The 13,455-nt window shown below is 39.1% G+C and carries 13 protein-coding genes and 1 pseudogene; 2 read left to right on the forward strand and 12 right to left on the reverse strand.

Features of this window, described 5'->3' with window-relative positions:
* Positions 1-148: 148 nt before the first annotated feature.
* Positions 149-568, reverse strand: coding sequence for an ATP-grasp domain-containing protein (locus tag FB379_RS14925; RefSeq protein ID WP_199757350.1), 420 nt, complete (start codon positions 566-568; stop codon positions 149-151).
* 342 nt (positions 569-910) lie between these two features.
* Between FB379_RS14925 and FB379_RS19310 the strand changes: the two are divergent.
* A pseudogene (locus FB379_RS19310) lies at positions 911-1,190 on the forward strand (hypothetical protein); the annotation flags it as partial.
* A 288-nt stretch (positions 1,191-1,478) separates the two neighbouring features.
* Here the strand turns inward: FB379_RS19310 and FB379_RS14930 are convergent.
* The 5 genes from FB379_RS14930 to FB379_RS14950 all read right to left on the reverse strand — a co-directional run bounded on the left by FB379_RS14930 (position 1,479) and on the right by FB379_RS14950 (position 6,930).
* Positions 1,479-3,401, reverse strand: coding sequence for a motility-associated ABC transporter substrate-binding family protein (locus FB379_RS14930; protein WP_144598298.1), 1,923 nt, complete (start codon positions 3,399-3,401; stop codon positions 1,479-1,481).
* A 109-nt stretch (positions 3,402-3,510) separates the two neighbouring features.
* Positions 3,511-4,314: a phosphonate ABC transporter, permease protein PhnE gene (phnE, locus tag FB379_RS14935; protein ID WP_395994397.1), complete on the reverse strand. Its 804-nt coding sequence runs from the start codon at positions 4,312-4,314 to the stop codon at positions 3,511-3,513.
* A complete protein-coding gene (phnE, locus tag FB379_RS14940; RefSeq protein WP_144598307.1) occupies positions 4,308-5,099 on the reverse strand; it encodes a phosphonate ABC transporter, permease protein PhnE in 792 nt (263 codons plus the stop codon). The genes phnE (FB379_RS14935) and phnE (FB379_RS14940) overlap by 7 nt, the downstream gene beginning before the upstream one ends.
* Entirely contained in the window at positions 5,083-5,874 is a 792-nt protein-coding gene (gene phnC / locus FB379_RS14945; RefSeq protein ID WP_063389115.1) for a phosphonate ABC transporter ATP-binding protein, read from the reverse strand. Before phnC ends, phnE (FB379_RS14940) begins: the two co-directional genes overlap by 17 nt.
* Before the next feature lie 114 nt (positions 5,875-5,988).
* Positions 5,989-6,930, reverse strand: a complete 942-nt coding sequence (locus FB379_RS14950) for a phosphate/phosphite/phosphonate ABC transporter substrate-binding protein (protein WP_133309174.1) — start codon at positions 6,928-6,930, stop codon at positions 5,989-5,991.
* 188 nt (positions 6,931-7,118) lie between these two features.
* Here FB379_RS14950 and FB379_RS14955 point away from each other — a divergent pair, with 188 nt between their 5' ends.
* The gene (locus FB379_RS14955; RefSeq protein WP_066251451.1) at positions 7,119-8,690 is read left to right on the forward strand and encodes a bifunctional metallophosphatase/5'-nucleotidase; all 1,572 of its coding nucleotides are present in this window, start codon (positions 7,119-7,121) and stop codon (positions 8,688-8,690) included.
* Between the two features lie 274 nt (positions 8,691-8,964).
* On the opposite strand, the gene FB379_RS14960 is transcribed toward FB379_RS14955, so the two are convergent.
* From FB379_RS14960 to FB379_RS14985, 6 genes are all read right to left on the reverse strand, one after another.
* Positions 8,965-9,414: an SgcJ/EcaC family oxidoreductase gene (locus FB379_RS14960; protein ID WP_063389118.1), complete on the reverse strand. Its 450-nt coding sequence runs from the start codon at positions 9,412-9,414 to the stop codon at positions 8,965-8,967.
* Between the two features lie 442 nt (positions 9,415-9,856).
* A complete protein-coding gene (locus FB379_RS14965) occupies positions 9,857-10,402 on the reverse strand; it encodes a hypothetical protein (protein ID WP_063389119.1) in 546 nt (181 codons plus the stop codon).
* Positions 10,403-10,649: 247 nt separating this feature from the next.
* Positions 10,650-11,318, reverse strand: a complete 669-nt coding sequence (locus tag FB379_RS14970; protein ID WP_232515623.1) for a GNAT family N-acetyltransferase — start codon at positions 11,316-11,318, stop codon at positions 10,650-10,652.
* Complete coding sequence (locus tag FB379_RS14975) at positions 11,284-12,189, reverse strand: carbon-nitrogen hydrolase family protein (RefSeq protein WP_063389120.1); 906 nt, start codon at positions 12,187-12,189, stop codon at positions 11,284-11,286. The genes FB379_RS14970 and FB379_RS14975 overlap by 35 nt, the downstream gene beginning before the upstream one ends.
* Positions 12,190-12,428: 239 nt before the next feature.
* Positions 12,429-12,782, reverse strand: a complete 354-nt coding sequence (locus tag FB379_RS14980; protein ID WP_066251453.1) for a hypothetical protein — start codon at positions 12,780-12,782, stop codon at positions 12,429-12,431.
* Positions 12,783-13,066: 284 nt separating this feature from the next.
* A complete protein-coding gene (locus tag FB379_RS14985; RefSeq protein WP_144598299.1) occupies positions 13,067-13,264 on the reverse strand; it encodes a hypothetical protein in 198 nt (65 codons plus the stop codon).
* Positions 13,265-13,455 lie beyond the last annotated feature (191 nt).

The raw sequence follows: 13,455 nt of genomic DNA on the forward strand, positions 1-13,455 counted from the left end.
AGAAAGGGCATAGTCTCGTCGAGTTCATTTACCATGCAGCGAAGCAAGATATTCCCATTGATGTTGTCAAAAAACAGCTCCATGTGGCATAAGGGGTACCCTGTTTGTCTCTTTTGGTATGGTAATTATTGTTATGAAAATTGCTCATCTACAGATTTTGATTAGCATATTGATAAAAATCATACTCATTTTTAATTAAAAAGGTTCCTTTTCCCATTGAATTCCGGACTTCCTTTGCAACAAATGGGAACGGGAACGTTTCTAATACTTTTTCGATATTGCTTGGGGTGCTTGCCAATATTTCCGTATATGGAACATGCTCAGGCGCCACCGTCCACAGCGCTCTCGTCATTTCTACTTTGCTAAAGCCCAGCTGCAATGATTCAATGCTTGGGAAAATTTTTTTCTTTAATCCGTATACTAGAGCAGGGGCTTGCCACGTTTCAGGAAAAAGAACAATATCCGCTTGTCGAATGGTTTCTAATTCTTTAAACATATTGTCAGGCTTTATATAGTGTACACCTGGAATTCCGATGGTCCGGTATGCATTAAAGGAAACCATTTTCATAAATTCGTGACCACACTCCAAAACATATAACAATTTTCTAAATAAATAATAGAATCTTCATGAATTTTTCGCAAATAAAATTTTCAATAGTTTCCCCTTTCAAATGCCGTGAGAAATTTTTTACTTCATTATGGCATCTTGAAAGGACGTAGAACAGGCGGATGTTTTTTTGCTATTACTTCGACTCTGAAGCGGAAAAAGGGAATCCCCTTGTTTTTATTTATAGTGATCCCGCCAGTGCTGCCTGAGAAAGCGTATCACCATTGCTCCCGGGGCGCAGGCAATATTTTATGATCTGCCATTCCGTCATTACTAAGTATCTGAGAGAGGCGTAATCGCAGCAACGACTTGGATGTCCTTCTGACAATTATGGACGAATCCAGTCAGTATTCGGAGCGTGATGTATGCGGCCAATGTAATCGAACAGACGATCAAGGAGATTCGGAAACGTTTGAAGTCGATGTACAGTTTGAACTCAAAAGCTGAGGAAAACAATTCAGGATTTTAATGAGAAATAGCGGAGAGAAAGCTTCAAGAATTTGCCGAGGCTCATGAAGGGATAGCCGTCATCCGCCAGCTGTTTTCTAGTAAAAATTGTAAACATATACAAAAGCCAGTATAGAAAAATGAGCTGTTTTTCTATACTGGCTTCATCTTATTAGGACTTATCGAACCGTCCCTATATTAACTAAATAATGTAAAAAGGGGCATATAAGGAACACCGCTTTTCCACACATAAGAGTAAATATTTAGTCTTATGTGTGGAGACAATCTTCTTCTTTCAGCTGAATAACATTTTAGTGATACCTTATCGAATGGGTAATGTAAACATAATTATTACCCCCGTTGCCGTTGCAAAATACTGTTCTAAAAACCTGATACACACTAACACATTTTCAATTTGTAATGGCTATCTCATAGTTACCTTCTGCGTGAGAACGTTATTGCCCGAACCTAAGCGCAAACGGATATAGGCTTCATACGCCGAAACATTTGGATTAATGCGCATCATGATCGTTTTCTTTGCTTTTCCATTTTCATCTGCTGTCAGTTTGCCGATATTGAAATAACCGTAAGTGGTTGGCCATGTTCCGTCCTCAAATTGGATTTGCGAAATGCTTTTGCCGTCTGACAAATATATTTGGATTTGTCCATTTGCTACTGTTTGGCCAGGTGTTAAACCATTCATCACCACTTCTACCGGAAATGGTATACCACCGAGCGGAATGAATTTCGGTGTTAACAATTGATATTTCTCTTCACCACTAGGCGGCGTCTCAACATTTGACTGACCGATACCGACTGTTTTGGTAAAGACGTTGTTTCCAGCCCCTATGCGAAGACGAATATATCCTGTTGTTCCGTCTTGTACCATTGGGTTAAGCCTCATTGTCAGTACTTTTTCCGCCACACCATGCTGATTGGCTTGAATGCTCCCAACACTTTGATAACCGTAAGTGGTTGGCCATGTTCCATTCGGAAGCCGAACTTGCGAAATTGATGTACCACCTTCTAAATATACTTGAATTTCTCCATTTTCAATGACTTGTCCCGGTTTCATATCTGTTAATTTGAGTGTTACTTGAAAAGGTTCTCCGCCAGTTGGCAAAAATTCAGGTGTTTCAATGTTATATTTAATGTCTTTTGGAGGATCCATTTCCGAGCCAAATGAACCGTCAGCAAATGTCGATTGGTCATACCAAAGATAACCTTCATTCGGTGAACGCCAAGGCTCAGGCTTCAGCTCCTCAGAATGCTCTGGGGTTTCCATTTCTAATATTGGTGAAGGCTGATCAAGCGGTATACCAAGTTCAGAGAAGGTCAGATAACTTTCTTTATGAGACAGCCATTCGACAATTTTCATTAGCAATTGGCCATTATCTTTTTCAGTAAATCCGTCGTACGTTCTCTTGACTCCTCCGTGTTCTTCATTTCGATATTTAGGGGTGCTGTCTTCCACCACAGAAGAGTCGCCGATGAAAGCGGCCTTTCCTCTTTCTTTTTTTCCTATCGCTACAAAGGGCCCTTCATGAATTCCGCCGCCAAAATAAACCCCTTCGTCAACTGCATTGCTCCATTTGTTTTCTTCTACAGTAAGCCCATCAGGCAAATAAACAATCCCTTTAGCAATTTCCGGATTCATAATAGCCAGTGTAGAACCTGCATGAATCGATATTTCATCAATACCATTCGTTATACCAAAGGATTCATCAGATGGTACAATCACATTTGCTGTTGTGTTATCTATCGAGTTAAAACGAAATCTTACACCAAATTCTTCACTTAGCCAATCAGTGCTTTCAACACCAGCCATTGCAGCTTGTTCACCTTGATCCATCCCTTTTGTTGGATTATCAAAAGCCCCTCTGCGCCAACCATTCATAATTTCATTTGAATCCCAACGGTTAAAATTTCGGTCGGCATTATAGTGGTCGGCAATAAAAAATACGCCTCCCCCTTGTTCTGCAAACTCGGCAATAGCATCTTGTTCAGACTTCTTAAAAGGAATTTGTGCCTCTGGAATAATAAAAACATCATAACCTTCTAAATCCTCCAGAGTAAGTGGATCTAAACTCCGATGCTCCTTCACTGTATATCCCGCTTCAAGCAATGCATTGGCAAAATCGGAAAATGCACCATCAATCACCCAATCGGACTGTCCTGCTGTTTGCCCATGGCTGTTATCAAACAAAACTTTCTTGCCGTTCGGATCGCTAGGAACTAAGATTGGGGCCGGATCATTCGGACCTTCTGCACTTACAGTTACGTTTTCAAAAGCAAAAATAAAAAACGCCAATACTGCCACAAGGCCCTGCAACAGCATCTTTCTCATAATGACTCTACCTCCATAATTTATTAACTCAACAAGGCAAAAGCCTTTTATTGAGTTCAGCCGCTATTGCTGAAGCTTTCGATATACATTGCTGCCTTATGAGCATCTGCTAAACCACCTTCTTGCGCAAATAGCCGGAAATGATATCGACGATCGTAACCATGGCAATGATTCCTAATAAAATAATACCGACACGACTCCAGTCGCGAGACTGCATGGCAAATATAAGCGGTGTACCGATTCCGCCTGCACCGATGATTCCTAAAATGCTTGCGGAACGGAGGTTAATTTCAAAACGATATAAGGTGTAAGAGATAAACCCAGGAATGATTTGTGGAACAACGGCAAACCACAGCGTTTGCAAGCCGCTTGCTCCTGTTGCTTTCAAAGCTTCAATTGGTCCGAAATCAATATTTTCCACTTCTTCTGAAAACAATTTGCCAAGCATCCCGATGGAATGGAGTCCGAGCGCCAACACACCGGCAAAAGAGCCAGGGCCTACTACTTTAATAAATAACAACGCCATCACTAGTTCCGGAAATGTCCGGATAAAGCTTAAAATAAATTTTCCTGTTCCTGCCGCAATCTTCCCTTTCGTCATATTGTTAGCAGCCCAAAAAGCAAACGGTATACATAGAAAAGCTGAAATAAATGTGCCTAATATGGCAATCGCTAATGTATCTAATAGCCCTCGGAGCAGATCTTCGCCTTCGGGCAAGTAAACATATCCCCAATCAGGAGAAAGAATGCCGGATAAAATCGCTTTTGTAATTTGGCCGGCCGTTTCTTTAAATCCTTCTATTGGAATACCGGATAATGCCCATATATAAATAGCAGCCAACAACACATATATACTCCAAAGCATGAACCGGTTCTTTTTTGGTTTAACTGGTCTTGCAACACTCTTCATAATAGTTTCTCCCGCAATTTAGTACTAATATAGTCGATCAACAAAACAACCATTAATGTAAAAATAATGATTGTACTCACTTTGTCGTATTCAAGAAAACCTAATGTTTTATCATAATATTCTCCGATTCCTCCTGCTCCCACTAGTCCTAATATAGCTGCAGCCCTTATATTAATTTCAAAGGTGTAAAGAACGAAAGAGACAAAGTAAGGGGACACTTGCGGAACGACAGAGTAGACGATCCATTGAATTTTATTGGCGCCAACTGCCGTCATCGCCTCCAATGGGCCTTTATCAATACTTTCCATCGCTTCATAAGTTAATTTCGCAATAATGCCCATTGAGAAAACAGCTAATGCAAATATTCCTGGTAATGGCCCCAATCCGAAAATCGCAACAAATATAGCGGCTAAAAGAAGTTCAGGAATGGTACGAATTAAATTTAAAATAAATCTGAACGGGTAATAAATCCAATTGCTGGCAGCGATGTTGCTTGCGCATAACAAAGCAAATGGGACCGCAAGCAAAGCTCCCATCGTTGTCCCAATAACCGCCATGCGGAATGTGTCAAGCATTGCCGGAACAATATCATCAAAATATGACCAGCTGGGAGGATACATTTGTACAAGCAAATCAAACATATTTGGAAACCCTTCAACAAAATCGATGAAAGAACTTTCCGTTTGATAGGCGCTCCAGCCGATCAGCAGCACAATCAACGCTGTTGTCAAGTAATGCTTTATTTTAGTAGGTGCTTTAGGAATTTCTTGTTTAGTTAATCGATTCATATTTAAACTCTCTATCCGCTTCATTTGTTCCCACCTCAAAAGGCTTTCCATATATTTCAGAAAACCGTTTATCTGTCGCTTCCCTAGCAGATCCGTCAAACACAATTTGTCCTGCTTTCAGGCCGATGATCCTTGTGGCATATTGTCTAGCTAAATCGACCGAGTGCAGGTTGACAACAAGCGTTATTCCTAACTCTTGATTGATCTTTTTTAAATCATCCATTACTTGTTTTGTTGTCAAAGGATCTAAAGATGCTACAGGCTCATCCGCTAAAATGATTTTAGCTTTTTGCGCCAAAGCTCTAGCAATCGACACTCTTTGCTGCTGTCCTCCTGAAAGCTGATCCGATCTGGTGTACGCTTTTTCAAGAATATTCATTCGTTCCAGAGCATTCATGGCCAAATCCACATCTTCTTTTGGAAACCATCCCAAAACGGTTCGGAGAGTAGAATGGTAGCCAACTCTTCCAGATAAAACATTTCGCAAAACAGTCGACCTTTTCACTAAATTAAAATTTTGGAAGATCATCCCAATGTCGCGACGGATGCGGCGGAGTTCCTTCCCCTTTGCTTTCGTGATGGATTTCCCGTCTATTGTTATTTCTCCGGAACTAATTTCATGCAATCTATTAATAGAACGTAGCAACGTTGATTTGCCAGCGCCAGATAAACCGACAATCACAACAAATTCCCCTTTTTCAATTTTCAAATCAATATTTTCCAATCCTACTACACCATTAGGATAAATTTTTGTAACACGATGAAATTCTATCACTCTGCATACCAACCTTTTTTAAATATTTATCTAAACATCCCGACGTTGCTTTATCTATTCATAGAGGATTAGCCAGTACGAACGATTCGCCTGGCTATATTTTATGAAAATAAATTATTCAGTTTTCACTTTTTCAGCATACTCCCTGACGATATCGAAGTTACTGTCTTTCGATTCTATGTAGCCTTCATGCGTGTAAATGTCTTTTATAATCGCATGCCCTTCTTCGTCTTTTCCAATATCAATGAAAGCTTGCTTGATTTTTTCAATCCATTCCGAATTCATGTCGGAACGGACGGAAATCGTATCGTTCGGAATCGGTTCTGTAAACTCAATGACTTTCGTATCTTCGAAAACAGTTGGGTAATCTCCTGCTACGGTATTGCGGGCATCTTGGAAAACAACCGCACAATCGACATCACCGTTCAAAACAGAAATAATTGCTTGGTCGTGCCCTTTTACTGTTATTCCTTGTACATCTTTTAATGGATCAATCCCATTATCCATCAGCGTTGCGGCCGGCCAAACATAACCTGCAGATGAAGTGACATCTTGAAAAGCGATTTTCTTTCCTTTTAAATCTTTCACACTAGTAATACCAGAATCTTTTTTCACTACGAAAATTGATTTGTAATTGTCTACTAGTTCATCTGTTGGCTGCCCGGTCTCATCATCCACTCCGTAACGTTGCGCTTGAAGAATTACTTCAGCAGCTCCTCTTTCTTTCGCCAGCACATAAGCATTTGGCGGCAAAAATCCTACATCTACTTTTTTGGATTCCATTGCTTCAACAATGGTATTATAGTTCGTTGAAACACTTACCTCTACAGGTATACCCAAACGATCTCCCAATAACTTTTCAAGCGGCTTTGCTTTGGCCTCCAATGTATCTGCATTTTGAGAAGGTACAAATTGTACAGAAAGAGTTTCCGGAATATATCCATCTGATTCTTTGCTGCTATTAGTTTGTTGGGAATTGCTGGAGTCCCCGCATCCGCTGATGACCACCGCTGTTAAAGCTAGTATTGTTCCAAAAGCTACTAATTTTTTAAACATATTAATTTCCCCCATATCTTTTTGAAAATCTAATTTCCATTTTAACACCAAATTTTTAATTATTTGTAAATTTTGTTACAAAATATCACAAATATTTTGTTAACTTTGTAAATTATTTCTTTTCATTCAATTATCTATTTCATTTTTACAACGATTTGTTATGATGAAAAAAAAGAAGGAGGAAAATAATGGAGAAGGAAACTACGATTCATCTGCTTGTAACCAGCGATCTTCACGGCTACATTTACCCGACCAATTACAGAGACAAAGAAGAACAAAATTTCGGACTGGCTAAAATAGCCACGATTATAAAAGAAAAAAGAAAAAAAGGCTATGTACTTTTACTTGATAATGGAGACTTGATTCAAGGAAGCCCGTTGACTTATTACCATGCAAAAAACAGGCCCGACAGTGAAAATCCGATGATTCAAGTTATGAATGATCTCCAATATGATGCATGCGTATTGGGAAATCATGAATTTAATTATGGACGAAGTTATTTACAAAAGGCGATTGATCAATCAGCTTTTCCTTGGCTGTCCGCTAATATCTTGAAGCAAACAACAGGAGAGCCCGCTTTTGGAACACCTTATCTCGTCAAGGTATTGGACGGAGTCAAAATTGCTGTACTTGGTATAACCACTCATTTCATCCCTAATTGGGAAGAGCCGCGAAATATTGAGGGACTTGTTTTCAAAGATGCATTGCAAACGGCTAAATTATGGGTGAGCGATATTCGCCAAAAAGAAAAACCAGATGTGATGATCGTCTCATATCATGGGGGATTTGAAAGAGATCTACAAACTGGAGAGCCTATAGAACAGCTGACAGGAGAAAACCAAGCATACCAAATGTGCCAAGAACTAGAGGGTGTTGATATTTTAATCACAGGCCATCAGCACCGCCCACTCGCAGATAAACTAAACGGCATCACAATCATTCAGCCAAGCCATCTGGGGCAATTTTTGGGTGAAGTGACGATGAAAGTTAGACAGAAGGCAAATGGAAACAGCCCCGCAATCGTTAGTCATTTCAACTTAATCAAAATTGATGAAAAAATGGAAGCGAATCAAGATGTTTTGGCATTGATATCCGATATTGAACAAGAAACGCAAAAATGGCTGGATCAGCCGATCGGAACCGTTATTGGTGACATGACCGTATCTGATCCATTGAAGACCCGATTACAAGACAATCCTTTTATAGAATTTATCAATAAGGTGCAAATGGAAACAGCCAAAGTTGATATTTCTGCCACTGCCTTATTCAATAATGACTTGCCTGGATTCAAACAACATGTTACAATGCGCGATATTGTTTCCAATTATATTTATCCGAACACATTAACTGTCATCCGCATCAGCGGCCAAGATATTAAAGATGCTTTAGAGCAAAGCGCCAAGTATTTTACGGTTCAAAACGGAACAATCTCTGTCAATCCCGCTTTCTTATATCCTAAACCGCAGCATTACAATTATGATATGTGGGAAGGAATTGAATACGAATTAAAAATCTCTAATCCAGTTGGCCAACGAGTTGTGAAGCTAAATTATCACGGCAGCCCATTGGAGCTTGACAAAGAATATGATGTCGTCATGAACAGCTACCGCGCAGGTGGAACAGGCAATTTTGATATGTTTAAAGAAAAACCGATCGTTAAAAATATCCCCATCGACATGACCGAACTCATTGCCAACTACATATTAGAGCACAAAACTATCATCGCAGCTTGCAATCATAATTGGAGGGTAGTTTTATAGTAGTAAAAGCATTTTCCGATTTGCCCGCTTTTTATTTAAAACAAATGCCACTAATAGGTATCAAAGAATACTTGTCCAAATATCACAAAGGCTTACAGCAACAAAAAGTCATTAATAACAAATTTGATATCAACGATGATTATATAAAAATGACTTTTCCGTTATGAAATGTGAAACGTTTTATTCGCACACATCAAAAAAGAAGATTTAGGATTTTCCTAATCTTCTTTTTGCATGAAAGTATATTTCACCATTCCCCTGAACAGGACATGGATTATTTAAGCAGCTGTCTTAACTCTTCGGTCATTTGTTCAACCAATTCAGGTCTGCCATGAAACTGGGCTGGAGTATTTTGAAAAAGTTGAATACGCCAAATTCCTTCCGTTTTCACTGCAACAAGTGTATGATGAGTGTTCACATCAGGATTTAAATCGGACTGGCCGTGAGGAACCATACCGGCAATCGCTCGTAAAATAGCGATATCAGGAGCTAGAAACCGGACATTTTTCACTTTGCTGACAAATTTAGCTGTCTGGTGGTGTTCAAAGACGGACTGGAGATGTGCGAATATTTCATCGCGTCCAATCGACTGACTGCCATCGAAACCAATGCTTTCGCCATCCTTAGTAAACAGATCCGTCATTCCGCTAGCAGTTCGATTGTTCCACGCATTGATTAGTTGCTGGTACAGCTCTTGAACTTCATTTATTTGAGAATTTTCCATCGTTTATCACTCCGAAATGTAATTCTTTGTTCTATGATAGCCAATCAACTGAAAAATTATTTTTTATAAAATGTTGCCGATGAATATTTACGTGCAGTTTTTTCTTTTGAAACCTCTGCTTTGAAACGCTGAGACGAATGATCAAAAGCATTTTTTATAGAAGCTTGACAGCGTATAATACTTCAAAATGAAAATTTTCTTCTTTTTTCACTTCAAACGACATTTATTTGATGTGCAATCACTTTAAAAGGGCATTATTTTTCCTTCTGTTATTGTAAGAATATGTTTGTTCTTCAATTAATCTGTTGGAGATGAATGCCTGAGACAGTCTGCAAATACCTTCCGATCCTCTAAAGCCACTACTATAATCAGCAAACAATCATTCTTTCAATCATATTGCCATTTATTTACTGGGAGTGTTGCTACTGACGGCTCTTTTTTTCTATTTCCATACTGCTGCATATTTTTTTTGATATTTCGGATCTTCTTCCTTTTCAATTAAATCGAAGGCAAGCTGCTTGATCGCTTCATCCTGCACTTTATCATACAAGTTTCGCAGCCCTTGAATAATATCGAACCGAATAAGTGTCGCATGTTTTTCGTCAACACAGTTGTCAAACCGAGCTGCCAAATGACGGATAACCATCTCTTTTTGCTTTTCCCCAGCTAAACCAATCCTCCAAATAGCCTGCAAACTATGTCTGGCAGTTACAAACTTTTTATCATAGGTTACTTCCCAAACTTGAGGAAAATCCTCCAACATTCGCTGTTCGGGATCGCTGATCGCTAAGCGGCTTAAAAACTGAGCAGCACGCGAGCGCTTATGAGGGTCTTTACTTGTCAGCTCTTCCTTCAGCTGATCCCATACTTCATACGCCCAATCGACTTCTTCTTCAGTGATCTTCATAATGCTGCTGTACGCTTCGTACTGCGCATTTTTATCACTTGACTGCAATTCCGCAAAATAATGCTTCGTTCGTTCATCCACTATTTATCGCCCCAGTCATGCCTTATTATGTTTGATTTTACCTTAGGCAAAAGTGAATAGGCAATGGCTGCAATATGTAAATGCCGAACGATCATATCGGAGGTACAGATCCAAAAAGCCGAAGTTTGATATGGAAACTGGCTCATATTCCATGTGAAAGCAAGTTTAAAATATTAGCAGAGAGCGAGCATGAAAAAAAGCCGCTGTATCACCAATAATTGGCGTTCAAGCAGCTTTTTTCAATTACTTATTTAAACGGATTTTTCCATTCCATTAGAACAGCATAGTTACGGGATTCCTCATCCTCCAAATAATTAGCCACAATTCCAAGAGGCGTCCGTCCGCAACGGAGGAGAAATGAAATAACCGGGTCTTTTAAATCTCCGCTGACGACAGCATCGACATATTGTTCAGCTGACATCTCATCCGCATATTTATAATATCCCGGCATTCTGCCGCCGCCGAGCAAGCGATCCAATCCTTTATGGACAACTACTTCGTACATTGATTGCATAAGCCATTTTCCTAAATCCAGCTTTCTGTGGGACGGACGGATGCAAATATCCACAACATATAAAGTGTTGCCATTCGGATCATGGTTACGGATATAGCCGTTGTCCGTTATCTCTTCCCAAGTATGATCAGGATGGGCGGGATCAAAATTCACGATTAAAGATGTCATCGATCCTGCTAACGTTCCTTCTACCTCAACACATAAAGCGCCTTCCTGAAACAATGTCACGTGATTCGTTAATTGCTCTTTATTCCACCAAAGTTCTGATGGAAAAGGCGGCGGAAAGCTTTCCTTTTGAATTTCAATTAATTCATCAAAATCTGCTTCATTATAATTCCTTATCACCACTTCGACATTGCGGCCTTGATTATTCAGATAAAATCTCTTTCTGTAACGGCTCATCTCCATTCCCCTTTCGTCCATGAACACTTAAATCAGGATACAAATCAAAGCGGCGGTCTCTCCAAGTGGTGACAGATCCGTTTTCTCTCACTTTGTATAAGAGAGATAAATCAAGATCCGCCGTAATAATCATATCGTGGTTTATTTCCCCCTCCATCAAGATCCCGTTTTTCGGAAATGGGATGTCGTTCGGAGTAATGACCGCTGCCTGGCCAAAATTTGCCCTCATAAAATCAACGGTAGGAAGCGAACCTACTGTCCCTGTTGTCACCACATAGATTTGATTTTCAATCGTTCTGGCGTGGCTTGTATACCGCACTCGTTGAAATCCGTGGCGGTCATCTGTACAAGACGGACAGAACACAACGTCAGCTCCCATTCCTCGTACAATTCGAACGATTTCTGGAAATTCGATATCATAACAAGTCAACATGGCAATTTTTCCTTTTTCGGTCTCAAATATTTGAACCGTTTCTCCGGGAGTCAGATGCCATTCTTTCACTTCCGTCGGCGTCAAGTGAAGCTTCGCTTGTTCAGCTATCCGGCCATCGGGATAAAATAAATGGGCTGTATTATACAATCGTCCCTCTTTTTCGATAATATGAGTGCCTCCAATAATATGCATGCCCGTTTCTTTAGCAAGCGATGTAAATAGTGAATAATATCGGTCCGTATAATGAGGTAAATTTTGAATCGTCTGCTTTTGATTCGGAATGGACAGCAATTGAGTCGTAAAAAATTCAGGAAAAAGAACAAAATCAGCATCAAACTCTTCTGCGGTTTTCACATAATGCGTTACTTGGTTTGCAAAATCTTCAAAGCTCCCGATGGAATGAAGATGATATTGAACAGCAGATACACGTATTTTCATGTAGCCTCTTTCCCTTCATCATAATCTGTTCCCCGCTTATTACTGAACAAAGTATAACATAAAACCAGTTTATTTTAATTTAATTTGATTTTGTGTAAAGCATTTTGCTGGAACAAAAGAGAATACTTGAACTATTTATTTAGAAGTGAAATAATTCACTCAAAATTAACAGACAAAACGAAAACAAGCCGTTTGACTGCCGGTGATTTGGCGTTCAAGCGGCTTGTTTTATTCCATTTTTAAATGCTTTGCTCGTATTTGGCAATAAGTTCTTCGTTTTTTCCGACTAAACCGAGTTTAAATGCTTTTTGAATAATTTTTGCTACTTCAGCATTGAAAAATGGATCTCCACCATACCTCATCTTATCATCCAAAATTTTATTATGGAAATGAGACGTTTCTCTGGCTAAATCTTCATTTACAATTTTCCCTTCCTTTATTGCGTCCATAAATTCATAAAAATCCATTTTGCTGTTGTATTCTTCTCTTGTCTCGTTGCCATAAGGGCTGCCTGTTTCCAAATGTTTTTTGAACGGAGCTACAAGCGTCAATTGCGTATAAGCAGCAAAATATTGAGTTTCAGTAATATTCATATAAGATCACTCCCTAACAATTGTAAAATTTATGTGATCATAAAGTGTTTTATTTGAAAAATAATCTAACGCTGAAATGCTGATCGATTCTGTAGTCAATAGCCTCATAGGTATTTCATAATATTTGATCCACCCATACACAATTTTGTCAGATCCTGATAAAGGTTCATCCGCTAAAGGTTTACGAGTTTGAGAAGTAATATCCCTTCCACCATTATATATTCTAAGAAAGCCTGGACGCTCAGTACCTTCAACATAAATGGCAATTCTTATGTTTCTCCCTTTTAAAGGAGTGATTGCCGACAATTGATTTGTGAAATGATTTCCCATTCATTATCGTTTCCATCCGACGTAATACCAATTATCTGTAAATCCGTTAATGGTGGTGCGGATACAGCTGAAGTTTTTGCAGGAAAGAATGCAAATACGAACGAAAATGATAGAACAGCCAGCGTAAAAATAACTCCGACAATTTTTTTCATAATAACCTCCTCCATATTTTATAAAATTTCCATTTTTTATATCGGTATAAACTGGAATATTTTTAATATAAAAACAAAATTTAACAAGAAGTATTCTGACCTCACATCCGCCTTTAATAAACCTTTAAAACTCTTAAACGAGTTGAAAAACGGCTCATCGCAACATTAAACCGTTTCAATTACCTTGTAAA

The organism is Aeribacillus composti (assembly GCF_007827555.1).
Classification (GTDB): Bacteria; Bacillota; Bacilli; order Bacillales; family Aeribacillaceae; genus Aeribacillus; species Aeribacillus composti.